Consider the following 24,155-nt stretch of genomic DNA (forward strand, 5'->3'; position numbering starts at 1 on the left):
ATTAGCTAGTGTTTACTGCACTTCAGTATACCGATATTCAATATCCCGGCCATCCTCTACAACATCTACATGCAACTGATGCCCTTTCAGATACCAGTAATCGTGATCTTCCATAAAAAATTGAATGCCGGAAACTTCCGTTTGATCCGCAGGATGTCTCGGTTTTTCAACGGCAATTCCCAAAGAAAATCCCGGATGAAGACCACCGCCAGAGCTGTAACGGGCAAAAAAGCGGATGCTGTCTCCTTCGTTCAAATTCAATTCTTCTTTGTACCAGCGAGCAGCTTGGTCGGATACGTGTATGGTACTCATGTGATGTCAGCTCCTTTTGTATATATATGTTACATCATATCGCTAGAGCGGCTTGAACACAAACCCTGTAAATCATATATAGGCATACGAGCTTGTGAAAAATGTTTGACAGATTGTAAAAACGGGTGGTAAGATGCAAACATACGAGGTCTACATTGCATTTATTTCCATTAACAAGAAAGGGTGATTACGGTGTTTAACACACATAAGTTGGTTCACATTCACACACAATTAAATACCGGAGTATCCCCGAAATCACTTTTCCGTTCATAAGACAGCACTTCAGGTGTCTCTTTTTATCAGATCCCTGTCAAGCTCGCTCACAATACCTTATGTACGGCGGCGGCTCTGCTCTCGGAGTCATGCTGCCGTATGAAGATAAAAGACATACCGCCTGCGTGCGGTGTGTCTTTTTTTGTGGGTTTTTTATTGAATCGAACTGCGCTTGAATGGACCTTAAGAAGCTTTAATGTCATTTTGAACGAAACTTTGCACTTCTTGGACAACGAAAGGAAGGGATAACACTTGTTCTCCGTACTTAAAAACCTGGCCTGGTTCTTCAGGCTGGAACGCAAAAGATACCTGATTGGTGTCATTTTGCTCATCCTTGTGGGCATTGCTGAGTTGCTGCCTCCGCGCCTTCTGGGGAACGCCATCGACGAGATCGTACGCGGCTCCATCACAAGCGCCTCATTAACGTTTTACATTGCACTTATTCTTGGGACGGTCATTATTATCTATCTGATTACGTACATATGGATGCACAAATTATTCGGCGGAGCCAATCTCGTAGAACGATTACTACGCTCTCGCTTCATGGATCATTTGTTGCGCATGACACCACCCTTTTTCGAAAAAAACAGGACCGGGGATCTGATGGCTCGCGCCACCAACGATCTTCGTTCGATTGCCACAACCGCAGGTTTCGGTATGCTCACGTTAACAGACTCCACAGCATTTCTCTTAACTGTACTGTTCGCCATGGGTTTCCTCGTTAGCTGGAAGCTGACCTTGGCTGCAATTCTGCCCCTGCCTTTTATCGCCATCGCGATGATGATCTATGGTAAAGCAGTGCATCAACGTTATACGTTGGCACAGGACGCCTTTGGTGATATGAACGATCAGGTGTTAGAGTCCATTGCAGGTATCCGTGTTGTACGCGCGTACGTTCAGGAACGTCTGGACGAGAAACGATTTGCTGATGTCACGGAAGATGTATACCGCAAAAATCTGGCTGTTGCCCGGATGGATGCTTTATTTGAACCAACCATTCGACTATTCGTAGGTCTAAGTTATGTCATTGCACTGGCCTACGGTATTTATCTTGTATTCCACAATGAAATCACCCTGGGAGACCTCGTATCGTTCAACATGTACCTAGGGATGATGATCTGGCCGATGTTTGCCATCGGTGAATTAATTAACCTCATGCAACGGGGGAGCGCTTCTCTGGATCGGGTGAACGAAACGTTATCCGTTCAGCCTGCTGTTCAGGACAAAGAACATCCTGTTCATATTACGCAACCGGATGAGATTGTTATGGAAGACGTGACTTTCCGGTATCCGACCTCTACCGTCGACAATCTCAGTCATATCAATGTCACCCTTCAGCGCGGGCAGACACTTGGCGTGGTAGGACGCACGGGAAGTGGAAAATCCACTCTGCTAAAACAGTTACTTCACGAATACCCTGCTGGATCAGGTACTCTCAGTATTTCAGGACATTCCATCGAGGATATTGCGAAGGATGACCTGCACAGCTGGATTGGATACGTGCCACAGGAACAAGTTTTGTTCTCCAAATCGGTTCGTCAGAACATTCAATTCGGTAAACCCGACGCGTCTGATGATGTCATTATGGAAGCGATTCGTACTGCCGCCTTTGACGGCGACCTCGGAACCTTGTCTGATGGTCTGGATACACTCGTTGGTGAAAAAGGCATCGCCTTGTCTGGTGGACAAAAACAACGGGTATCTCTCGCTCGGGCTTTTATCGCAGATCCGGATATTCTCATTCTTGACGATGCCCTGTCTGCTGTTGACGCTCGCACAGAAGCTAAAATCATTGAAAACATTCGCAGCAAACGTGCTGGCAAAACAACACTGATCTCGACACACCGCCTGTCCGCTATCGAACACGCAGATCGGATCATCGTGCTGGAGCACGGTAAAATTACGGAAGAAGGCACTCACCAGGAACTACTCGCCAAGAATGGCTGGTACCGTGAACAATATGAACGGCAACAGGTCGAGTCCAATCTGTCCACGTAGGAGGTCAATACTTTGAAGTCCAATACAGGTAAAAGGCTGCTGGACTATGCCTTGAAAGCCAAAGGTACATTCATCGCTGCCTTAATCATGCTGACGATTGGTGTTGCGGCTGAACTCGCCGGACCCTTTATCGCCAAATCCATGATTGATAATCACTTGCTCGCCATTGAGCAGCCATTCTATGAAACGGCCGCTTCACCAGAAGCTGCAATTTATCAAGGAAAAAGCTATAAACGTGAAGGTTTGTTTACACCGGGCGAAACCAAAGGAGCCGAGATACGCGTTCTGCAAGCTGGCAAAAGCTTTTACTTTGTCAGTGAACCGGTCAGTGCTCCCGATGGCGATCGTTCATACGCGAACGGAACTTTAACGGTGACTCGCGCGGGTGAAGTTACTGGGCAATACGCGGCGGTGCCGCTATCTGCCAGTGAACTTTTTGCCTTTTACAAACCCGAGATGCCCAGCATCTATCAATTGATTGTGTATTATCTGATCTTTCTTGTGATCTCCGTTATTATGGAGTTCGGTAAAACCTTCTGGCTGCAATCCTCTGCCAACAAGGTCATTCAGCGGCTTCGCAACGATGTGTATGCACACATTCAGCGGCTGCCGGTAAACTTTTTTGATAACCTGCCCGCTGGAAAGGTTGTCTCCCGGGTCACCAACGATACAGAGGCCGTCAAAGATCTGTTCGTGGCGGTTCTGTCCAACTTTTTCTCAGGCATCATTACGATTACGGGAGTTTATGTTGCTCTCTTCTTGCTCGATGTACGTCTGGGTCTGATTTCATTGTTCGTTGTACCGATGCTCATTGCGTGGATTGTGCTCTATCGCAAGTTTGCTACCCGTTATAATACGATTATTCGCTCGCGGCTAAGTGAGATTAATGCCATCATCAATGAGTCCATTCAGGGCATGTCCATCATTCGTGTGTTCCGCCGCCAGAAGCAAACCCGGCAGGAATTCGAAGAGCTAAATGAAGACTATATGAAACATCAGAACAAAATGCTGAATCTGAATGCCTTTACCTCTCATAACCTGGTAAATGTACTGCGGAATATTGCCTTTGCCGTAGTTCTGTGGTACTTCGGAGCAGGTGCAATCACAGGCACAAGCATTATTTCACTCGGTGTATTGTATGCTTTTGTCGATGTTCTCGGTCGGTTGTTCCAGCCGATCATCGGTATGGTCAACCAGCTTGCGAACCTGGACTCTTCCCTTGTCTCCGCCGGCCGTGTATTTGAGCTGATGGATGAAAAAGGAGAACCGGTTACAGACGGATCGATGCCGAGATACAAAGGTAATGTCGTCTTCGACGATGTGTCGTTCGCCTATAAAAAGGATTATGTGCTGAATAACATTTCGTTCAAAGCTTCGCAAGGTCAGACCGTGGCACTCGTAGGTCACACCGGTTCTGGTAAAAGTTCGATCATCAATCTACTGTTCCGGTTCTATGATCCGCAAAAAGGCAAAATCACGATTGACGGACAGAACGTTAAGGAATTGCCTAAGCAGTGGATTCGTGAACATATGGGGATCGTACTGCAAGACCCATATCTCTTCACAGGCACGATTGCTTCCAATGTCAGTCTCGGTGATGAAAAAATTTCCCGGACACGCATTGAGCAGGCACTGCGTGATGTAGGTGCAGAGCGTATTCTGGCCCATCTGCCACAAGGTTTTGACGAGCCGGTGGTTGAGAAAGGCAGCACACTGTCTGCCGGACAGCGGCAGTTGATTTCTTTTGCACGCGCACTCGCCTTTGATCCCGCAATCCTGATTCTGGACGAAGCCACTGCCAACATTGATACGGAAACGGAAGCTTTAATCCAGAGCGCGCTGGAAGTCCTCAAAAAAGGACGTACTACTTTCATCATCGCCCACCGTCTGTCAACGATTCGCTCCGCAGATCAGATCCTCGTTCTGCATCGTGGAAAAATTGTAGAGCAAGGGGCGCATGATGAGCTGATGGAGCGGAAAGGACGCTATTATCAGATGTATCAGTTGCAGCAAGGGGCTCAAGGAGAAGCCATCGCTGATGGTTCGACTCGTTCAGCCGATACCTTAAGTACAGCTTCGGCGTCACTCGCTGGAGGACATGTTTAAGCTCTTTACATTGCATATCATTATGTTCGTTAGCAAAGACATACAACACGTCTTACAGCAACACATAAAACCCGTTCTGTACAGCAGCCTTCCGGTTACTGTCAGCGCGGGTTTTATTATTTATTAATTATAGGTTGGTTCTTCACCTTCAAGTTTGCCGCCTAATTCCAACCCCTCAGTGTATATCCCATATACATGATTATTTCTCGGACAACTGGAGCCACCTGTAAAAATGAGGTTACGTACCGTGCCTACCTTATATAACCTTATCGCTTGTTCAATTCGTTCACGAAATACCGGCGAAGGGATGTCTCCTTGCACCGCTGCACCCAACACAATCGCTGCATCAGATGCTCTTGGTGAACTTTCATGCATCTAAGAGAGGATGCTTGCAGCTGTGATCCCTGCCCAGATGAGAACAAATAAGAACAGCAATGCCATCCCCATAACTACACTGCGTTTTGTAATACCTTTATAGCTGCGTTCTGCTTGAATGTTTGGCACTCATGACTCCTCATCTGGACCACGTTCCTGAAACCTCGCGGCATGCATTCGTTCCAAAGCAGCCCATGCTGCCGCAGACTCATCCTTTAATCCCAATGCTGCGATCCAGGCACTTATATATTGCTGGAGTATGAGCTCCAGTTCCTGTGCTCGTTCTTTAAAATCATGCAATTCCTTAATCATACGTGTCCGACCTTCCGGACTGAAAGTTTCATGAATGCGCTCTTTGAAATAATGATGCACGATCCGATTTCGCTGTTGCCATAATTCATTCAGACTGCTTGTTTCTTCTTCGGAAAACGTAAAATGATGGCGTGCCTCATGAATAAGTTGCCCCAGTGAACTACTCATTTTCCGCTCGTACAGCTCCTCCAGTTCCTCCTCAGTTACTACCTTGCCTTGTGACATTTTAGTTAGCAAAATAAGATTAACCAGTTGCTGTTCCAGCGCCTGTCCATAATATACGGCCAAGCCGTAATAGGCAAACAATTCTTTGGAGTGTTCGCTGTCCAGCATGAAATCATCCTGGAAATTCGTGTTATGCATATGCGAGCGCTCCTTTCCATCCGTGCACCTTGGCTGTTTATTATGTCTCTATCGTAACCAAACTGCAAACAACATTCAAGTTGCCGGAAAAGCCAGCGCCTAACTTCGGATTCCCTCCTGTTTTCGTAATCTGAACTTAGATCACATCCGCTCGGGAGCCCGTACGCCCAATAAAGACAAGTTGTAAGCCAGACGTTTGGCGGTGTGCTCGGCCAATTTCACCCGAAAAGCTTTGACACCTGACGGCGCATCCGCAATCCGTTCAGCATGATAAAACCGGTTAAAGGCTTGGGCAACGTCTATCGTGTATTTAGCAATCACCGATGGTTCGTTGCGAAGCACTGCTTTTTCCAGATAAGACGGATAGTCACTAAGCAATTTCAGCAACGCCCAAGAAGTATCGCCGATAATAGCCACCGGAAGGTTATTCATCCGATCCTTCTCCAAGTGTGTTTCTCCAACCTCAGCACTCGCTTCTGTGCTCTCCGCAATAGAGCCATTCGTGTCCAAATCCATTTCCTGTTCATCATGTGACACATTAGCGGCTTTGGCAAGCACGCTTTGAATACGGGCATGAGTATATTGCACATAAGGGCCAGTCTCCCCTTCAAAACTTACCGCGTCCTCCAGCGAAAAATCAATGTCGTTCATGCGGTTGTTGCGCAGATCACCAAAAATAATCGCCCCTACACCAACGGCTTCGGCTACCTGCTCAGCCTGCTCCAGATTCGGATTTTTTTCCTGAATAATTTGCAAGGCACGAGCGACGGCTTCATCCAGTACTTCCTGTAAAAAAACCACCTTTCCCCGGCGTGTGGACATCTTCCGTCCCTCGAAACGCATCAGACCAAACGGAATGTGCTCACAATGGTCTGCCCAGTCATACCCCATCTTGGACAATACCGTAAATACTTGACGGAAGTGAAGCTTTTGCTCCCCACCCACAACGTACAACAACTTATCTGCCTGCATCACATCATGACGATAGATTGCCGTTGCCAAATCCCGGGTTGGGTAGATCGTGGTTCCATCTTTTTTAATAATCAGACATGGTGGCATGTTCTCTTCATCTAGCCGTACAACGAGCGCACCGTCACTTTCCTCCAGCAGTCCCTTGGCTCGAAGTTCCTCCACAACTGCACCCATCTTGTCATTATAAAAGCTCTCACCCAGCGTATGGTCAAAATCCACATTCAAGCGTTCATACATCCGGTTGAACTCCTGCATACTCACGTTTACGAAGAAGGTCCATAAACGTTGCGCTTCTTCATCCCCCTGCTCCAGCTTACGAAACCATTCCCGTGCTTCGGTTTCTAGAGAAGGATCTTTCTCTGCTTCATCATGAAAACGAACATATAGTTCGAGAGAATTACGAATCGGATCCGCTTGTAGTGTCTCTTCATTTCCCCACCGCTTATATGCCGTGATTTGCTTGCCAAACTGGGTTCCCCAGTCCCCTAGGTGATTCACACTTACTGAGGTATAACCCGCTTCGTTATATAAACGATACAATGCTGCACCAATAACCGTCGAACGCAAATGCCCAATGCCAAACGGTTTCGCAATGTTAGGCGAGGACATATCAATGACAACACGCGCTCCTTGCCCGAGCTGCAGTTTACCAAATGTCTCACTACCCACTTCCTCGAGCAATTGGGGCGACAGAACATTCCGGTCAAAACGAATGTTCACATAAGGACCCGCAGCTGTAGCATCCATACCCTCAGTCTGTAATGCAACGGCAATTTCTCCAGCAATAACGACCGGTGCCTTTCGTAGCGACTTGGCTAGCGTAAAGCACGGAAATGCAACATCTCCCATTTCCTCTTGCGGTGGAACTTCCAATAATCTCAATACTTCTTCTGGTGTAAGCCCGGTTAACGGGGCAATCTGAGTTGCAGCCTGTTTCAATAACACATCCAACACTCCTTCTCTGCATGAAATATGCCTAAAATAAACGCAAAAAAACTCTCGTCTCTTCAAATAAGAGACGAGAGCTGTGTTTACAGTTCCCGCGGTACCACTCTAAGTGAACAGTCACCTGCATTACAGCAAGCTGCAAGTCAAGTAAAACCGATCCGCTCGGTGCAAATAACGGTTGCATGCCGGATTACCCTCAAATTCATATACAACGAACTCCAAATGGCGCCTATACATGACTTCGGATAACCATCTCACGGGTGCGCTTCACACAGTTCATCACATACCGGCTTACACCTGTCCCGGCTCGCTGCCATGGTTGAATCTGAGCTACTCTCCCGATCACGGATATTGCTGTTTCGATCATTTCAAATCATTATACATATCCTGGTATGGATTAGCAACCCCGTTATTTGAAAGTGATACTAAAGATCATTTAGCAACCGCAGCCATTAAACGGCAAGCCTCAGCACATCTACGGCAAGCTTCAGCGCAGGCCTGACAATGATCATGTTCATGTTTCCCGCATTCTGCTGCGCAGGCTTCACATGCTTTGACACACAGTTCACAGATTTCACCGATGAAATCACTTCCACGTGTCATCGCTTGCGCTGCAAATGCACATATATCAGCACATTCCCGGTTCAGACGGATACAGTCACGAAGCATCGCCAAATCGTATTCTTTCAAACTCGATATGTAACATACATTGCAAGCATTCATGCACTCCAGGCAAGCATCGATACATTGTTGGTATTGTTGTTGTGTCATTTAAAGTTACCTCCCAGGCAAAGTTTGCTATGCTTCTTAATACCCACCCGGGAGGAACTTTGAACCATTAACCTAGTCTTGTTTTACCGCTTCCAATTCCAGCAATTGTTCGCGGATGGCAGTCTGATCAAAATGCTCACCGATAAACACAGCTACATTCGGCACATCTCCTTGAGGTGTGATCTTCATGTAATCCGACTCACGATAAGCATACTGAAACCAGAACCGGCTTGCAGTATCGCTAAATGAAAGGATTCCCTTTGCCCGATATACGTCACGCGGCAAGTTAATCACAAACTGTTCGAATGCTTCGCTGTTCACAGGTTGACTGAAATAATGTGTATATACCATGACATGTTCATGTGATGTATGTGACTTGACAGAATGCTCGTGGTGGTTGCTTGAATGGTTGCTGTCACGTTGATCCGTGTGATCATGTCCATGATTGCATCCATGAGCACGGCATGCTTCTGTATGCACATGAGTCTCTCCTGCATTTTTCGACCCATCGCCTGCTATATGGGATTGGTGAATGTGGACGTCGGCACCACTATGTAGCAATAGTTCCATAGACACTTCACATTTGACCGTTGGAATTACGGGGGCAAAGCCATTCCATCTATTCAGAAGCTTTTCCAAGTCCTGCAATTGTTGCGCTTGAACCCGATCGGTTTTATTCAAAAGTAACACCGAAGCGCAACGAATCTGTTCTTGCATCAATTTGAAGGTTTTTCCTTTTTGCTCCTGGTACAGACCTGACAGATGAGCTGCATCCACTACGGTGATCAAACTTTTCAGCTCCAAACGCATATAGAGAGAAGTTTCCGTCACCGCATCCAAAATTTCCATCGGATTCGCTGCACCCGTTGCTTCGATTACGATAACATCGGGTGACTCTTCTTGAATGAGGTCTGCCAGCTGAAGTCCAAGATCTCCTCGTACAGTGCAGCAGATACATCCGCCCAACATTTCTGCCATGGGTACTTCATCATCTACGATCTGACCATCCAGATTCACTTCACCCAGTTCATTCATCACCACGGCTGGACGCAGACCCTGCTGTTTCCAGTGTTCTATGAGCTTTACAAGCAATGTTGTTTTACCGCTTCCCAAAAAACCGGACAAAATATATACAGGAATACTTGGTTTTTGTTCATTCGTGATACTCATCATTTACACACCTCTCTGCCCATACCTACCCTTAGTCTGACTCTATTAAGCGAGTGTACACCATCCTTCAATTGTTGTGCAATACGCCTGTTCTGTTAACAAAAACTTCATTGCCGGATTTACATGAATGTTCTATGCTATGAGGACATGTTTATTTGAGGAGGATTTCAATGACCAATTCAGTTGAACAGCACCGTCAGGAGGCTCCACAAACGGTCGCCTGCATGGTTGTTACCGTTTCGGACACACGTACCAAAGAAACCGATACGAGCGGTCAACTTATGCATGAGTTGTTGCACCAGTCTGGCTATCAGGTTGTGGAGTATATCATTACACCTGACGAGACAGAACAGATTCAGACGATTCTTCAAGATGCCGTTGTAAGGGATGATATCGAAGCCGTACTGTTAAGCGGAGGTACCGGTATTGCTCCAAGGGATACTACATATGAAGCTGTCTCTTCCCTTCTGGACAAAGAGCTGCCAGGCTTTGGTGAAATATTCCGTTACCTAAGTTATACCGAAGATATTGGTTCAGCAGCTATTCTCAGCCGTGCGGTTGCCGGAACCATCGGGCGTACAGCTGTATTTTCAATGCCAGGCTCTCGCGGGGCCGTTAAACTTGCCATGGAACGCATTATTTTGCCTGAACTGCGCCATGTGATGCGCGAAATATATAAACCCGTCTGAATCATCAGACGGGTTGTTTTTTCCACTTGAACAGCATGTATGTCACTGCTCTTTTATTTGTTGCAACACCTGTTCAAATACTTGCAGGACGTCCCGTGCATACACATCTTTCTCTCCACCTGAAGCCGTATAAACCAATGATACATGACCTTTGCTGCGGATCGTCGTTCTGCCCATTACATTCTCCAGAACCGCATTCTCTTTAGGTTCTCCATACATTTCTTCCATTTGTGCTGCACGAATCTTCGCATCACGGTAAATGTGTACTTTTACGATATGTCTTGCACTACCGTTTAATAAATACATATATGACATACCACCACCATCAGCATCCTCCTCAAACATATTGTTCATCAGCTTAATATGTTTGGCTGCAAAGCGAGTTGCCATTTCTTTCGCCAAAGCACCATTTAACCCGTGACCTTGTTGCTTGGCTCTGAAATTCCCTTCCGTTGTTGCTTCCCCTGTATAGAGCTTACGTTCCTGTTCAATAGATGAAGATGTGCAAGCTACTAGGGATACGACACTCAGGAATACCACGCCACTTAACATTAAAAAGCGTTTTACATTTTGCCCTATAAGTTTCGTTTTTTTCTCCTTTAACAACATGCCTATCCTTCCTTTCCATGAGCCACGGTAACAGTGACTCTTTCAGGTAGAATTAGCATGTCTAGGAAATACACATTTTATTCCAAGTAATTCTTATTCAGAGGAGACACGTACAACGGTACGCCCAACTGCACCGCCCTGCAGTATGTTCCCTAATGTATGCGGCAATTGCTCTAGTGTAATCTCCTGAACCCCCAGCGCAAGTGCACGGTCTGGCTTCCATTCACCGCCCAGCTTGTTCCAGATTCGTTCTCGGCGTTCCATAGGACAATACACTGAATCAATACCAATCAACTGGATACCTCGTAAAATAAACGGGAACACGGTTGAGTCAAATTGATTTCCTCCAGTTAGACCGGAGACAGCAACAGCCCCGCCATACTGAACTTGCTTCAATCGCTCCGCCATTGCTGGACCCGCGGTTGGATCAACTATGCCTGCCCATTGCTGTTTGCCCATGGCTCCTTTGATTGGGGCATCCGCTTCTTCACGTGAAATGACTTCGGAAGCTCCCAAATTGCGAAGCAGTTCCTCTTCTTGCTGCTTTTTACCTGTGCTTGCCGTTACTTCAAAACCAAGCTTTGCAAGGATAGCTATCGCCATGCTGCCAACACCTCCCGTGGCGCCAGTAACTAGCACTTTGCCCATTAATGGCGTTACCCCCGCTTGTAACAAGGCGTCTACCGAAAGTCCAGCGGTGAAACCTGCCGTTCCGATAGCCATCGCTTCTTTTTCACTCAGCCCTTGCGGGAGAGGCACTAACCACTCACTGCGAAGACGAGCATACTCACTATATCCCCCGTAATGGGAGACTCCGGGTTCAAATCCCGTACTAATGACCCGATCCCCAGGTGCAAAACGTCCACTCACGGATTCATCTACCGTTCCGGCCATATCGATTCCAGGTACCATGGGATAATTCCGTATGACGCCTCCTTTTTCAAGAGAGGCTAATCCGTCCTTATAATTCACACTGGAATAGTGTACCTGTACGGTCACATCCCCGTTAGGAAGGTCCTCTTTTTTCAACTGCTCAATATTTGCTGTGACTCCCTTCTGATCATCCTTACGTACCACATAAGCCTGAAATTGTTCTTTCATCTGTCTCATCTCCTTATTTTCGTTCCGTGATCAGATATAATAATGGCCCTGCAAGCGGCAGTAACCCTACCCACGCCCAGCTTCTTGTTCGTCCGTTCACTCTGGCATCCCGAAAGATAGCATACGCAGATAGTAACGTCAGTACTACGAAATCAATCGTCATGATATGTACAAACGAGGATTGATAAAATGCATCCATGAAACGATCGGGATTGCCTTCGGTCAACGCATAAAGTGCTGATCCTATTGTTAGAAACAACAGGATTAGATGGGTCAGCTTATGCGATACCACTCGCGAAACACCTCGTTTCGACTGTTTAACAGATTGTGCTGGATCATGCATGCCAGTTCGGGATGGTGAAATCAGCGCAAAATAGGGCAATAACGCAAATGCTCCAAGCCCAAAAGAAAACAAGACAAACGGCCATGCTGGTATCCGCTGCCCCTTCGATGCTACCTTTGATTTCCGAAGTAAAATACATGCAAAAACAGCTGGAAAAATGCCCAGCCATGAAAACACTGTCAGTAGCCATGGCTCCCTGCTCTGCAATGTAAGTAATTCTTTGAATATCGGATCATTCGCGGGAGAGTTCCCCGGCGCCATAAACAGCGCATAAGCTATAAATGCAACCCATAGCAGTCCAAGCATATATGTCATCAGCCAACCCTCCTCTACCTTTCATCCCCTGCTGACATCAGTTTGAAACAGTGTTGATTTTCATTCCTGGTCAACTGTTCTTCTAAAGGGTTCCCCCTCCTGACGAAGTAAATTTCGAAATGTGGCGGCATTTGGCGTTTCCTGCGCTTTCCCGAGAAATAATTGATTTGATCTTACTTCGGAGAACGCTTGGAATAGGTAATGCAATGGATGGGATGGGATGCTATGCAAAAGTCGCTTCATAATTATTGCTTATTCAGAGAGTATACATCTTCCTCCAGCATACTTCTATGAAACTGCACACATGTTAATTGAAAATCATCATCGTTTCAATCATATCAAAAAGGCATAAGCCAGTAATTCCTACCGGTTATGCCTTCCTGATTCTCACATACAGCTATGATATTACTCTTCCGTTGATTTCACATGCTCAGCAATCAGCTTTTGCTTCATATTCCATGCGGCCGGGCTGATGTTCACACGGTAAATTTCCGGGTTCAGCTTCCGTTGGTACTCCGGCCAGAAAAGGTTTAACTGCTCCTTATGATACGCACGTATTTCATCGAGCGTAGGCAGCTCATACACTTTACGTCCATGCACAAATATCGGCTCCAGCATGTTAACTGCTTCATAACGGGTTACCGTTTTTTTCAGATAAGGATGTAGCGGGTTGAACAGCTTGAGCGGTCCTCCCTGGAGCGGCTGCTCCTCATCCGGATAGCAGATATAATCCGCAATAGCTTTGCCATGCTTCGGATCAATGATGCGGAAGACTTCTTTTTTACCCGGTGTAGACACCTTCTCGGGATTTGCCGATATTTTAAGCGTTGGCAACATTTCTCCGTTCACTTCACGCTCTACCAGCTTGTAGACGCCTCCCAAAGAAGGCTGATCCGATGCTGTAATCAACTGTGTACCGACACCCCATGTGTCGATCCGCGCACCTTGAGCTTTCAAGTTAAAGATCGTATTTTCATCGAGATCATTCGAAGCTACGATTTTCACATAGTCCAGTCCGGCTTCATCCAACATCTGACGGGCCTGAATCGAAAGATAGGCAAGGTCTCCGCTATCCAGACGAATAGCATTCATCTTTTTGCCTTGACTCTCCAGCCACTTGGCTGTTTTGATCGCATGAGGCACGCCGCTATTCAGCGTATCAAACGTATCCACGAGTAGCGTCACCTGATCCGGCAGCACTCTTGCATACGCATCAAACGCCTCCTGCTCCGTCATAAAACTCTGCACCCAGGAATGTGCGTGTGTGCCTGCTGTCGGAATGCCAAACTGTTCACCAGCCAGCATATTGGATGTAGCATGAAAACCGGCAACATATGAAGCACGTGCACCCCAAATCGCAGCATCCGCTTCTTGTGCACGGCGTGTTCCGAATTCAAGCAATGTATCTTGCTGCGCCACCTGTTTAATGCGAGAAGCTTTCGTTGCAATCAGCGTCTGATAATTCATGAAGTTAAGTATCGCTGTTTCCACCAATTGCGTTTCCATAATCGTTCCTTCAACCCGAATGAGCGGTTCGTCAGGAAAAACAATTGCACCTTCCTTCATGGAATGAATCGTTCCCTGGAAAGAGAACTGAAGCAATTCCTCCAGAAAGACCGGGTCATAGTTCTCTGGTTGTTTGGATAAAAACTTGATGTCCTCCATCGTGAAGCGTAGCTGGCTGATATAATTCACAATACGCTCCAATCCGGCAAATACGGCATATCCGTTGCCAAAAGGAAGCTTACGGAAGTAGGCTTCAAATACCGCCTTCCGTTTGTGTGTACCATTCACCCAGTGCGCATACATCATATTGATCTGATATTTATCCGTATGTAAAGCCAGGCTTGTTGTCTGCATTTGTCTCATCCTCTCTGACTTCCGCTCGCTTCTCAGATCATTCCTGAAAATACGGGCTTAAAGCTGATTACACCGCAATCTTCGGTGGCGAATCAGGCCAAAATCGTTTCACTTGCCTTAACCACTTGTGCCCCCATGCTCGAACGAAAGTGTCCAAGCGCCCATTCATGACCTGCAGGGTTAAAACTGGCTACAGCATCCTCATAGATCGTAATATGGAATCCTTTGTTATAGGCATCCACAGCGGTATGTAATACACATATATCTGTACATACCCCGATTAGCGCAATATCCGTTATGCCTCGTTCGCGCAGCTTCAGCTCCAGGTCTGTTCCGCAGAACGCGCTATATCTCGTTTTATCCATCCACCGAATTTCACTCACGTGCTTCTCCATTACCTCGGCAAGACGGCCGTATAGCTGTCTTCCCTCTGTGTCACGGATGTTATGAGGCGGGAAAAGCACCGTTTCCGGATGATAAGGATCATTTTTTTCATGCAGATCTACTGCCATGATCACTTCATCTTTATTATTGAGGTACGCCTCGGTAATCTCCGCTACCGTTTCCTCAATCTCTACGGCGGGTTGACCCACTGGCAATGCTCCCGTCACAAAATCTCGTGTAAAATCGATCACAATCAATGCTTTCATCGTCCACACTCCCTTGGTTTGAATATGGTTGAATGCATCATGCAAAACTCATCTTACCTAGCTGACCAAAAGCGTTCATTCCAAACTGGCTTCATACGTAACATGCTTGGGATACATCGAGACCCTTTTTTACGTATAGATGGATAAACGCGGCACTAGTTCAGTAAATCGATACAACTGTGCTGGACGTTGGGAGTACTGATTGGAGCTGACCAGATTGCCCTCATCGTCACGTACCTCCTCGACAATCCCTTTACGGCTGCGTGTAGATGTTATTTTACGAATAAAATTAGGCTCTTCGAAATCGGGTACAACACTCTGGATGACCTGATATAATTCACTTAACGTAAAATCACGCGGCAAAAACTGTCTCGCAATCGTTGTCTCCAGCATCTGTTGCTGGATTCGTCTGTATGCATCTTCGATGATCGTTCTGTGATCAAAGGCGAGTTCCAGCTCTTCCAGTGCCTCCTGGATCGTAAACAACCCGACATCTTCCGCATCATCCGCTGCCTGCCTGTGTTCAAGCATCCATTCCTCTACAAGTGCAAAGAAGGCATGAGAGATAATCCAACCTCTGGGGTCACGCCCAGGCTGACTGTAAACGTTCAGATATTCGAGATGCCCGCCGTCTACACCGGTCTCCTCCATCAGTTCGCGCTTCGCCGCACCGTAAATGGACTCATTCTCTTGGCAAAATCCACCAGGCAATGCCCACCTTCCGGCAAACGGCCAGCCCTTGCGTTTAATTAACATAACCTTCAACTCCCGAATCGGGAGGGTTTTCGTTACTGTTTTGCGCTCCCGCTTCGTCAAGGTGAACATGACGATATCTGCAGGAACCCCGTCTGGGGTACGATATTTTTTGGAACTATAATTACGTGCTTCCAGTTCATCGTTTGCTGATTCAGTGTTAACGTGTTTGTTGTTTTCGCTCATGGGCACCACCGACTATATTCATTTTGATAATCTCATTATGACATAATAATAACTTTTGTCAACAGTGGACTCCGTTTTCCGTCTTCAGGCTCTCGATTTGGCCACACGGAACGTCGCTGTAGCCATACATCCCAGCGTTCCTGAGGCATCGCGAACCTCAGATTGGGTCGTGATGCTACGCCCAGCTTGGTGCAACACGGTTGACGTTACGATTAACTCGCCCTGACTCATTGGAGCCAGAAAATGTACATTGAGGTTTGTGGTGACACAACTATCGACCTCCATAGCAGCTGTTGCGACCATGCCCATCGCCTGATCCATCAATGAGGTCAACACACCACCATGAATTATGCCCATCGAGTTGGTATGATGCTCTCCTGCTGTCAGCGCAATCTGGACTTCTTGTTTATTGCCCTTGATATATCGGCACCCAAGAAATCCCCAGAATCGGCCATCGCCGTCTTCCACCATTTTGTCCAAAATACTCATGTTTCATTTCTCCTTCTATTCCACACGTTGTTTAACTCACTCTAGATGTCTTTTTCGTTGCTTCATTCGGGGTTCATTGATCTCCATGATGTCAAAAAAGGCGCGGACTGCGTCCGCACCCTTCCGTTCATTTAACCGCAGCTGGTCGGAGGTGAATCCGTTCCAGCTTCGACATTGACTTTTTCCGATACTGTATCCCGAATCACCGAAATAACTAGTTGAAGCAGATAATTGATGTCACTTTGACTCTGCTGGAATTCTGTTACTAGCGGAATGCTGTCCAGTTCGTTTTGCAAGTCATCAATTTCCTGTTCAATTTTGCTAACCATGGCACTGTTGTTGAAACTTTCGAAAGCAACGATTTCTTTTTGTTTTTTCTTAATCGTTGCGATCAATTGCTGAATGCGCTCATGATCTCGGATTTTGGCTTCTGCCTGTTGAAACTGTCTTACTTCTTCGCTCGTTCCGAGCATATCTGCCAGTTCTTTGGCCTTTCCCATAATGTCGTCGCGTATGATCAGATTGCGCGTATCGTAGGTTGGCATTCCATAATGGTTGTACTGCACTTCTTCCTGCGCCACTGTAATCGCTCCATTCGTATGAGATGATATAAGGATGAGACTGCGGTTAAACATTGTTTGGACTAAGGCTTGGGTAGCCGCTACGGGTTCGGATCGTTCTTTCGATCGCTGTTATCTCCGGATTTTTTTCGATCCCCTTCTCAAAGGGGAAAATCCAGCGATAAAGGCGAGCACTTCGTTTCTACAGAATCGATTCCGTCCCCTCCGCTATGTCTCGTCGCACACTTGACCTAAGTTCAAAAAAACATTCATCTTAATTAAGAGATGTTGGTATTGAGACCGAAAATCTCATGAGATTTTACTGATTCGCTGCTACCGGCTCCGTAAGCAAGTTGCCGCGAATATAAAACGTCATCGGATCGGTAATTTCAACTTGTACAAACGTGCCGATCAGTTCCTTAGGCCCTTCAAAATGAACCAGCTTGTTGCTGCGTGTACGTCCAGCCAGAACATTCGAATTACGTTTGCTCTCGCCTTCGACAAGTACTTCAACAATCTTGCCACGTTGCTGCTCGTTGCTGCGCTGGCTGTACTCGTTCACCGTTTCGTTCAAACGTTTCAGACGTTCTTTTTTCACTTCCATCGGTACATTATCTTCCATCACCGCTGCAGGCGTACCCTCACGTGGAGAGTAGATGTACGTATAGGCAAAATCATAACCGACTTCACGAACCAGAGAGAGCGTATCCTCAAACTGCTCGTCCGTTTCGCCAGGGAATCCCACAATGAAATCCGTTGTCAAAACGACGTTTGGAATGGCCGCTTTGATCTTCGCCGCTAGATTCAAATAGTGTTCCCGCGTATATTTACGACTCATACGTTTGAGCACTTCCGTGCTGCCTGATTGCACTGGCAGATGGATGTGCTCCACCAGATTGCCACCTTTGGCAAGCACCTCGATCAAATGATCATCGAAGTCACGCGGATGGCTCGTTGTAAAACGCACGCGTGGAATATCTATTTTACGAATATCGTCCATCAAGTCACCAAAGGTGTATTTCAGATCCGTAAAATCCTTGCCGTACGCATTCACATTCTGACCTAGCAGTGTAATTTCCTTAAATCCCTGTCTAGCCAGTTCCCTTACTTCTGCAATAACGTCCTCTGGACGACGGCTACGTTCTTTCCCCCGAGTAAACGGTACAATGCAATATGTACAGAACTTGTCGCAACCATACATAATGTTTACCCAGCCGCGCATGCCTTCCCGTTTCTTCGGCAGGTTCTCAATGATGTCGCCTTCCTTAGACCACACTTCGACAACCATCTCTTTACTAAAGAGCGCTTCCTGAATCAGGTGTGGTAGACGGTGTACATTGTGGGTACCAAAGATCATGTCAACAAAACCATGCTTCTGCATGATCCGGTTAACGACACCTTCTTCTTGAGACATACACCCGCATACGCCAAGCAATAAGCCTGGGTTTTCCAGCTTAAGCGTCTTTAGATGGCCCAGTTCACCAAATACTTTGTCTTCCGCGTTTTCACGAATCGCACACGTGTTAAGTAAAATGAGATCCGCCGCTTTGCGATCTTCCGTAGCTTGATACCCCATCGTCTCCAGCAGACCTTTGATCGTCTCGGAGTCGTGTTCATTCATCTGACATCCATAAGTGTATACGATATAATGCTTGCCCTTTCCGATCGTTTTCAGCTCTTCGGGAACAGCCGTCTCATACAGCACCTGAATGTCTTCCTTGCCCCTTTGTTTCTCCTGACGATGGTTCGGTTCCGCTTTGATATTAATCTCGCGGCCACGAATTCTAATCTTTTTGCTGAATTCATCTTGCGAAATTACTTTGGCATCGGAGAAATCAAAATATTGGGAGTAATCCTTTTTTGAGTCTTTAGCCATTTCCTTCGGTCACTCCTTACAGCCTCTATTCATAAAAGCGTTCTTTTCATCACAAAATTCAACCATTTGGTTCCTCATGCTTCAAAAGAGCATTACAGCAAATTATAACATGAATTGGGCTGTAGTTCCACAAGCAAACACGGCGCTACCAACTCCATTTTACCGTCCTATCAGCCTTATACAAAAAAACCTGAGCACGTTGACGCACAGTTCAAGATGAACTGCCTCTGCCAGTGTACTCAGGTCATTGTCACTTATATCCAGCCTCCATGTTGCACTGCAACGCTATAGGCCGTGTAGAATCATTAGTCAATGATTTCAGCAGTGTCGCCATTGCGAGCGCCTGCTGCATTTGCTTCGTCTGTATCGATGTGCATATCCAGTGCAAAGGAATCGGATACACGAGCCAGTACATTTTCCAATACCAGACCACGATCCCCACCCAAACGAACTTTTAACATTTGTTTGTCTTCAATGCCCCATTTTGCTGCATCGGACGTGTGGAAGTGGATGTGACGAGCGGCCACAATGACACCTTTGTCAATCGTTACTTCGCCAGTCGGGCCTTTGATTGTGATGCCTGGTGTGCCCTCAATGCTTCCAGATTCACGCACAGGTGCCTTTACACCGATCGCAAAAGAATCTGTCATGGAGATTTCCAATTGTGTTTCCGGACGAACAGGTCCGAGGATACGCACTTTATCAAACTGTCCTTTGGAACCAATGACCGCTACCGTTTCGTTCGCAGCATATTGTCCGGGTTGGGACAGAGGTTTAAATTCAGTCAGTTCATAACCTTTGCCGAACAAAATGTCAACGTGCTCTTGGGATACATGAATGTGACGGGCGGATACGCCCACAGGTACTGTTTTACTCATCGTAAATTCACTCCTTGTTTATCTATGGCCTGTAGACAGGCTCTTAACAATCCAAGTGGTATTATACTCCTTTTTACTGTGAAATGAAAACAAACTAATGAAAATTCATGAAATACACTTATTTTCGCTGAATCATTTCCATTTCGAGGCACTTATTTTGAAAAAAAGTGAGATTTATTACATTCTTCTTCCTGCTTTATTCCTTTTCATCCTGTCCTTTATGAATTGAATTTACCCGTGTTTACCCTCTGGCAAGTGTTCCCCGAGATAGCGCATTGCATTCCCCCATAACCAACCATGTACCAGTGCTTCGTCATAATGCTTCAGCAATATTTCTGTCAACTTCGGATAACATCCCGCGTGCTCCAGACCCTGAATTTTGGTTGATATCCCGTCAAAATCTGATCCCATCATCAGATGATGAGCCCCGCCAAGCGAACAGATCTGCTCAATATGCGGCAGCAAATCCTGTATACGCACCTCATCCGCTTCTTTGACAAACCAGGGTACGAACGTCAAGCCAATACGTCCATCTCTTGCAACTATGGCCTGAACCTGGTCATCCTTCAAGTTACGCACATGCGGACATACGCTATAGCTGTTTGAATGCGAGGCTATGAAAGGACGTTCGCTCAGATCGGCCAGTTCCCAGAACCCCTTTTCCGATAAATGAGACACATCCAGGAGCATTCCCATCTGATTGCAGAGACGCACCAGTTCCTTGCCTTTCTCTGTCAGACCCGCCCCCCGCTTTTCCATAATTCCGTCTGCTGCCCAATTGGCATGATTCCATGTAAGACCAACGACGCGTACCCCCATCTGAAAACACAATTCCAGATAAAACAGGTTTCCCTCCAGCCCATCGACCCCCTCCAATGTCATTAAGCCCCATGGAGCGGTTTCCGCCTCCGTATGCAAGTTTGCTACCTGTTCGCGCCAAAGCAGTGTCTTGACCCCGCCGGAGCGCTGTGCGCTATGCTCGACCTTTTTACGATACAGCTCCAATTGTCCCATGACATGTTCAAACTTGCCTCGGCCCAGCACTTCCGGCAAATAAATCGCAAACGCCTGCAGATGTATGCCACCTTCTTGCATGCGTTCCACATTGACATCCAGTTCGGAAGCTTTCACAAAAGAAAGTTCAGGTTTCATCAGCAGTTTGCTTAGTGCATCACAATGAAAATCAGCGATACGCTGGCCTATTCTCGACATAGCCCACCCTCCTAATAACGTATAATTACCCTTTTCGCTCGATTATTTTGTAAAATAACGCAAAAAAACCTGTCTACTTTATTCGTAAACAGGCTCATGCGTACGTTCAACTCATGTATTATCTGGGCTCCACAATCAGCTTAATGGCCGTTCGGTCCTCACCGTCAATCACAATGTCTGTAAAAGCTGGAATACAAATCAGGTCAACTCCGCTTGGTGCTACAAATCCCCGGGCAATCGCTACCGCTTTAATAGCTTGGTTCAGTGCTCCCGCTCCAATTGCCTGCAGTTCAGCATTTCCACGTTCACGAAGAACTCCTGCAAGAGCGCCGGCTACAGAGTTAGGATTGGACTTTGCTGAAACTTTTAATACATCCATGGTAAGTACCTCCCTGGGAATGTTGAAAGTTTGTTTCCACTTACTAGATGTTATTCGCGGGAGGAAAAAAAATTCCTTCTTTTTAGCAGGGTTTCCCGGCAAAATGGGACAATGCCCCTATTCCATGCGCCACTCGTCTTCCATTAATCGAATTTTTTCAATTCGCGTAGCCGCACCGGTTGCTTCATCAATATCCACGACCACGCCATGAAAATGCCATTTGCCGTCGTCAACCACAAACCTTACCGGAAGCTGGGTATAAAATTTGCGCAGCACCGCTTCACGCTCCATGCCCAGAATACCATCACGCGGTCCAACCATACCCGCATCGGTCAAATATGCTGTGCCCCCAGGCAAAATGCGTTCGTCGTTGCTTTGCACATGGGTATGCGTACCTACAACGAAGGATGCACGTCCATCGAGATGCCAGCCCATCGCGATCTTCTCAGACGTTGCTTCCGCGTGCATATCCACAAGAATACAGTTATAGTCTCTCCGTAGCTTGTCCACAATTTCATCCGCTGCGCGAAACGGACAGTCAATCGCAGGCAAGAAGGTTCTGCCTTGCAGATTCACGATCGCAAGTTCTTTCCCTTCGCCCTTAACTACGGTATACCCGCGTCCAGGTGTTCCTGGGGGGAAATTGGCAGGTCTGATCATCCGCGGTTCATCATCTATAAAATCAAAAATATCCTTATTGTCCCAAGTATGGTTGCCAAGCGTAATGCCATGCACACCCCAGTTAAAAAATTCATTTGCAATCGCGCCTGTAATCCCGCGTCCTGCTGCAGCATTCTCACCATTTACTATGATCACATGGGGTTTATATTTCGATTTCAGATATGGCAAATTCTCTTTAAGCGCTTTACGCCCTACGTTTCCTACGATGTCCCCAATAAACAAAACTTTCATGATTTGTTGCCTCCTCAATTCCTGCATGGCTTATCAACAGGAAAAGTGGCCCACTGTAGCGGCCACTTTTCCAAAATGCTCTATTTTGCGTATTCAACCGCCCGGGTTTCCCGGATCACGGTGACTTTGATATGACCTGGATAATCAAGTTCATTCTCAATCATCTTCGTGATGTCACGTGCGAGGCGGAAAGCTTCAGCATCATCAATCTTCTCAGGCTGCACCATGACGCGAACTTCACGTCCAGCCTGGATAGCGTACGATTTCTCGACGCCTTCGAAAGATTCCGAAATTTCTTCTAGCTTCTCAAGTCGTTTGATGTATGTCTCCAATGTTTCGCGGCGTGCACCCGGACGAGCTGCAGACAGCGCATCAGCTGCACCCACCAGCATCGCAATAACCGAAGTTGCTTCGCAATCCCCGTGATGGGAAGCGATACTGTTAATAACCACTGGGTGTTCCTTGTATTTCTTCGCCAGCTCCACGCCAATTTCGACGTGTGATCCTTCCACTTCGTGATCCAGCGCTTTACCGATGTCATGCAACAAACCTGCACGTCTTGCCAAAGTCACGTCTTCTCCAAGTTCTCCAGCCATTAGTCCTGCCAAATAAGCAACTTCCATCGAATGTTTCAGGACGTTCTGACCGTAACTTGTGCGGAACTTCAGGCGGCCCAGAATTTTGATGAGATCCGGGTGCAGACCATGCACGCCCACTTCAAAGGTAGCTTGTTCACCGTATTCACGGATGCGCTCATCCACTTCTTTACGTGATTTTTCCACCATCTCTTCGATACGCGCCGGGTGAATCCGTCCATCCGCCACCAGTTTCTCCAGTGCAGTGCGGGCAATCTCACGGCGAATCGGGTCAAAGCCCGACAGAATAACAGCTTCTGGCGTATCATCGATAATGAGGTCAATCCCGGTAAGGGTTTCAAGCGCACGGATGTTACGTCCTTCACGACCGATAATCCGGCCTTTCATTTCTTCATTAGGCAGCGTTACAACGGATACCGTTGTCTCGGCTACATGGTCAGCCGCACAGCGCTGGATGGCGAGTGTAATGATCTCGCGGGACTTTTTGTCCGCTTCTTCCTTCGCTTGCTGTTCAATGTCCTTGATCATTTGAGCCGTCTCATGACGGACTTCCTGTTCTACGTTGGACAGTATGATACTGCGTGCGTCTTCCATCGTGAGATTGGAGATTCGTTCAAGCTCCGTCACCTGGTTTTTGTAGATCATTTCGATCTGCTGCTGTGTTTCATCGATACGTTTCTCTTTGTTAGCCACTTGCTCTTCTTTACGTTCGAGTGATTCCAATTTTTTATCCAGCGACTCTTCTTTTTGCAACAATCGTCTCTCTTGTCGTTGAATTTCGTTCCGACGTTCACGAGTGTCCTTTTCAGCTTCGGCGCGAATGCGATGAATCTCATCCTTCGCTTCCAGCACCGTTTCTTTCTTCAGTGCCTCTGCCTCTTTTTTCGCGTTCTCCACGATTTGTACGGCAGCTTGTTCCGCACTAGAGATTTTAGCCTCTGCAAGAGATTTGCGAATAAAATATCCGACTCCGAACCCAATAACGAGCGCGGCCACAACGAGAATGATCGTGATAGCGATTTCGCCCATACTGTTCACCTCCTCGTTGGTTCCTCCAAGGCACTCCTTGGGTCAACTTTTCTGTTTTCATGCCTTACATATGTTTGGGAATAACGAATACTCACGGCGATCCCCCGCCGATTTTCAT

The 24,155-nt window shown here is 46.8% G+C and carries 23 protein-coding genes, 1 pseudogene and 1 other annotated feature; of the genes and pseudogenes, 3 read left to right on the plus strand and 21 right to left on the minus strand.

Annotation, left to right across the window (positions count from 1 at the left end):
- Positions 1-12: 12 nt before the first annotated feature.
- Positions 13-312: a HesB/YadR/YfhF family protein gene (locus tag ABIE27_RS10595; protein ID WP_123067104.1), complete on the minus strand. Its 300-nt coding sequence runs from the start codon at positions 310-312 to the stop codon at positions 13-15.
- Positions 313-837: 525 nt separating this feature from the next.
- On the opposite strand from ABIE27_RS10595, the gene ABIE27_RS10600 reads away from it, so the two are divergent.
- Positions 838-2,583 carry an ABC transporter ATP-binding protein gene (locus ABIE27_RS10600; RefSeq protein WP_123067103.1) on the plus strand — a complete coding sequence of 582 codons (1,746 nt, stop codon included), beginning with the start codon at positions 838-840 and terminating at the stop codon, positions 2,581-2,583.
- 12 nt (positions 2,584-2,595) lie between these two features.
- On the plus strand, positions 2,596-4,689 hold the full coding sequence (locus ABIE27_RS10605) for an ABC transporter ATP-binding protein (RefSeq protein WP_429350519.1): 2,094 nt from the start codon (positions 2,596-2,598) through the stop codon (positions 4,687-4,689).
- Positions 4,690-4,905: 216 nt separating this feature from the next.
- Here the strand turns inward: ABIE27_RS10605 and ABIE27_RS10610 are convergent.
- From ABIE27_RS10610 to ABIE27_RS10635, 6 genes and pseudogenes are all read right to left on the minus strand, one after another.
- Positions 4,906-5,040 (minus strand): annotated as a pseudogene (locus tag ABIE27_RS10610) (ElyC/SanA/YdcF family protein); the annotation flags it as partial.
- A 24-nt stretch (positions 5,041-5,064) separates the two neighbouring features.
- The gene (locus tag ABIE27_RS10615; RefSeq protein ID WP_275670056.1) at positions 5,065-5,193 is read right to left on the minus strand and encodes a hypothetical protein; all 129 of its coding nucleotides are present in this window, start codon (positions 5,191-5,193) and stop codon (positions 5,065-5,067) included.
- A complete protein-coding gene (locus ABIE27_RS10620; protein WP_123067100.1) occupies positions 5,194-5,739 on the minus strand; it encodes a hypothetical protein in 546 nt (181 codons plus the stop codon).
- A gap of 141 nt (positions 5,740-5,880) precedes the next feature.
- Complete coding sequence (gene argS / locus ABIE27_RS10625) at positions 5,881-7,656, minus strand: arginine--tRNA ligase (protein ID WP_429350520.1); 1,776 nt, start codon at positions 7,654-7,656, stop codon at positions 5,881-5,883.
- A 66-nt stretch (positions 7,657-7,722) separates the two neighbouring features.
- Positions 7,723-8,014 (minus strand) — a binding site (T-box leader).
- 77 nt (positions 8,015-8,091) lie between these two features.
- Positions 8,092-8,430 (minus strand): four-helix bundle copper-binding protein, encoded by a 339-nt coding sequence (locus ABIE27_RS10630; RefSeq protein WP_123067098.1) that lies wholly within the window; start codon positions 8,428-8,430, stop codon positions 8,092-8,094.
- Between the two features lie 72 nt (positions 8,431-8,502).
- The gene (locus ABIE27_RS10635; protein WP_429350521.1) at positions 8,503-9,600 is read right to left on the minus strand and encodes a CobW family GTP-binding protein; all 1,098 of its coding nucleotides are present in this window, start codon (positions 9,598-9,600) and stop codon (positions 8,503-8,505) included.
- 170 nt (positions 9,601-9,770) lie between these two features.
- Here ABIE27_RS10635 and ABIE27_RS10640 point away from each other — a divergent pair, with 170 nt between their 5' ends.
- Positions 9,771-10,289 (plus strand): MogA/MoaB family molybdenum cofactor biosynthesis protein, encoded by a 519-nt coding sequence (locus tag ABIE27_RS10640; protein ID WP_429350522.1) that lies wholly within the window; start codon positions 9,771-9,773, stop codon positions 10,287-10,289.
- Between the two features lie 42 nt (positions 10,290-10,331).
- On the opposite strand, the gene ABIE27_RS10645 is transcribed toward ABIE27_RS10640, so the two are convergent.
- The 14 genes from ABIE27_RS10645 to rny form a co-directional block, all read right to left on the minus strand.
- Complete coding sequence (locus ABIE27_RS10645) at positions 10,332-10,898, minus strand: hypothetical protein (protein ID WP_429350523.1); 567 nt, start codon at positions 10,896-10,898, stop codon at positions 10,332-10,334.
- A 93-nt stretch (positions 10,899-10,991) separates the two neighbouring features.
- Positions 10,992-11,999, minus strand: coding sequence for an oxidoreductase (locus ABIE27_RS10650; RefSeq protein ID WP_429350524.1), 1,008 nt, complete (start codon positions 11,997-11,999; stop codon positions 10,992-10,994).
- Positions 12,000-12,012: 13 nt separating this feature from the next.
- Positions 12,013-12,657: a hypothetical protein gene (locus ABIE27_RS10655; protein ID WP_123067095.1), complete on the minus strand. Its 645-nt coding sequence runs from the start codon at positions 12,655-12,657 to the stop codon at positions 12,013-12,015.
- A 405-nt stretch (positions 12,658-13,062) separates the two neighbouring features.
- Positions 13,063-14,517: a nicotinate phosphoribosyltransferase gene (locus ABIE27_RS10660; protein ID WP_123067094.1), complete on the minus strand. Its 1,455-nt coding sequence runs from the start codon at positions 14,515-14,517 to the stop codon at positions 13,063-13,065.
- Between the two features lie 92 nt (positions 14,518-14,609).
- Positions 14,610-15,167, minus strand: a complete 558-nt coding sequence (locus ABIE27_RS10665) for a cysteine hydrolase family protein (RefSeq protein WP_123067093.1) — start codon at positions 15,165-15,167, stop codon at positions 14,610-14,612.
- Positions 15,168-15,296: 129 nt separating this feature from the next.
- Entirely contained in the window at positions 15,297-16,106 is an 810-nt protein-coding gene (locus tag ABIE27_RS10670; protein ID WP_090921102.1) for an NUDIX hydrolase, read from the minus strand.
- 84 nt (positions 16,107-16,190) lie between these two features.
- Positions 16,191-16,595 carry a PaaI family thioesterase gene (locus ABIE27_RS10675; protein WP_123067092.1) on the minus strand — a complete coding sequence of 135 codons (405 nt, stop codon included), beginning with the start codon at positions 16,593-16,595 and terminating at the stop codon, positions 16,191-16,193.
- 131 nt (positions 16,596-16,726) lie between these two features.
- A complete protein-coding gene (locus ABIE27_RS10680) occupies positions 16,727-17,140 on the minus strand; it encodes a RicAFT regulatory complex protein RicA family protein (protein WP_090921137.1) in 414 nt (137 codons plus the stop codon).
- A 334-nt stretch (positions 17,141-17,474) separates the two neighbouring features.
- Positions 17,475-19,031 (minus strand): tRNA (N6-isopentenyl adenosine(37)-C2)-methylthiotransferase MiaB, encoded by a 1,557-nt coding sequence (miaB, locus tag ABIE27_RS10685; RefSeq protein WP_123067090.1) that lies wholly within the window; start codon positions 19,029-19,031, stop codon positions 17,475-17,477.
- Positions 19,032-19,336: 305 nt separating this feature from the next.
- Positions 19,337-19,909: a phosphate propanoyltransferase gene (pduL, locus tag ABIE27_RS10690; RefSeq protein ID WP_429350525.1), complete on the minus strand. Its 573-nt coding sequence runs from the start codon at positions 19,907-19,909 to the stop codon at positions 19,337-19,339.
- 231 nt (positions 19,910-20,140) lie between these two features.
- Positions 20,141-21,121, minus strand: a complete 981-nt coding sequence (locus ABIE27_RS10695; RefSeq protein WP_429350526.1) for a dipeptidase — start codon at positions 21,119-21,121, stop codon at positions 20,141-20,143.
- A 118-nt stretch (positions 21,122-21,239) separates the two neighbouring features.
- Positions 21,240-21,500 carry a stage V sporulation protein S gene (locus tag ABIE27_RS10700; protein ID WP_007430104.1) on the minus strand — a complete coding sequence of 87 codons (261 nt, stop codon included), beginning with the start codon at positions 21,498-21,500 and terminating at the stop codon, positions 21,240-21,242.
- Between the two features lie 117 nt (positions 21,501-21,617).
- Complete coding sequence (locus tag ABIE27_RS10705; RefSeq protein WP_123067088.1) at positions 21,618-22,412, minus strand: TIGR00282 family metallophosphoesterase; 795 nt, start codon at positions 22,410-22,412, stop codon at positions 21,618-21,620.
- A gap of 80 nt (positions 22,413-22,492) precedes the next feature.
- On the minus strand, positions 22,493-24,037 hold the full coding sequence (gene rny, locus ABIE27_RS10710; RefSeq protein ID WP_123067087.1) for a ribonuclease Y: 1,545 nt from the start codon (positions 24,035-24,037) through the stop codon (positions 22,493-22,495).
- Between the last annotated feature and the right edge of the window lie 118 nt (positions 24,038-24,155).

The organism is Paenibacillus sp. 4624 (genome assembly GCF_050435065.1).
Lineage (GTDB): Bacteria > Bacillota > Bacilli > Paenibacillales > Paenibacillaceae > Paenibacillus > Paenibacillus amylolyticus_D.

Excerpts from the sequence above, each read along its gene's own strand:
- ABIE27_RS10595 (WP_123067104.1), bottom strand. The coding sequence starts at position 312 with ATGAGTACCATACACGTATCCGACCAAGCTGCTCGCTGGTACAAAGAA.
- ABIE27_RS10620 (WP_123067100.1), bottom strand. The coding sequence starts at position 5,739 with ATGCATAACACGAATTTCCAGGATGATTTCATGCTGGACAGCGAACAC.
- ABIE27_RS10630 (WP_123067098.1), bottom strand. The coding sequence starts at position 8,430 with ATGACACAACAACAATACCAACAATGTATCGATGCTTGCCTGGAGTGC.
- ABIE27_RS10635 (WP_429350521.1), bottom strand. The coding sequence starts at position 9,600 with ATGAGTATCACGAATGAACAAAAACCAAGTATTCCTGTATATATTTTG.
- ABIE27_RS10640 (WP_429350522.1), top strand. The coding sequence starts at position 9,771 with ATGACCAATTCAGTTGAACAGCACCGTCAGGAGGCTCCACAAACGGTC.
- ABIE27_RS10645 (WP_429350523.1), bottom strand. The coding sequence starts at position 10,898 with ATGTTGTTAAAGGAGAAAAAAACGAAACTTATAGGGCAAAATGTAAAA.
- ABIE27_RS10650 (WP_429350524.1), bottom strand. The coding sequence starts at position 11,999 with ATGAAAGAACAATTTCAGGCTTATGTGGTACGTAAGGATGATCAGAAG.
- ABIE27_RS10655 (WP_123067095.1), bottom strand. The coding sequence starts at position 12,657 with ATGACATATATGCTTGGACTGCTATGGGTTGCATTTATAGCTTATGCG.
- ABIE27_RS10660 (WP_123067094.1), bottom strand. The coding sequence starts at position 14,517 with ATGCAGACAACAAGCCTGGCTTTACATACGGATAAATATCAGATCAAT.
- ABIE27_RS10665 (WP_123067093.1), bottom strand. The coding sequence starts at position 15,167 with ATGAAAGCATTGATTGTGATCGATTTTACACGAGATTTTGTGACGGGA.
- ABIE27_RS10670 (WP_090921102.1), bottom strand. The coding sequence starts at position 16,106 with ATGAGCGAAAACAACAAACACGTTAACACTGAATCAGCAAACGATGAA.
- ABIE27_RS10675 (WP_123067092.1), bottom strand. The coding sequence starts at position 16,595 with ATGAGTATTTTGGACAAAATGGTGGAAGACGGCGATGGCCGATTCTGG.
- ABIE27_RS10680 (WP_090921137.1), bottom strand. The coding sequence starts at position 17,140 with ATGCCAACCTACGATACGCGCAATCTGATCATACGCGACGACATTATG.
- miaB (WP_123067090.1), bottom strand. The coding sequence starts at position 19,031 with ATGGCTAAAGACTCAAAAAAGGATTACTCCCAATATTTTGATTTCTCC.
- pduL (WP_429350525.1), bottom strand. The coding sequence starts at position 19,909 with ATGAGTAAAACAGTACCTGTGGGCGTATCCGCCCGTCACATTCATGTA.
- ABIE27_RS10695 (WP_429350526.1), bottom strand. The coding sequence starts at position 21,121 with ATGTCGAGAATAGGCCAGCGTATCGCTGATTTTCATTGTGATGCACTA.
- ABIE27_RS10700 (WP_007430104.1), bottom strand. The coding sequence starts at position 21,500 with ATGGATGTATTAAAAGTTTCAGCAAAGTCCAATCCTAACTCTGTAGCC.
- ABIE27_RS10705 (WP_123067088.1), bottom strand. The coding sequence starts at position 22,412 with ATGAAAGTTTTGTTTATTGGGGACATCGTAGGAAACGTAGGGCGTAAA.
- rny (WP_123067087.1), bottom strand. The coding sequence starts at position 24,037 with ATGGGCGAAATCGCTATCACGATCATTCTCGTTGTGGCCGCGCTCGTT.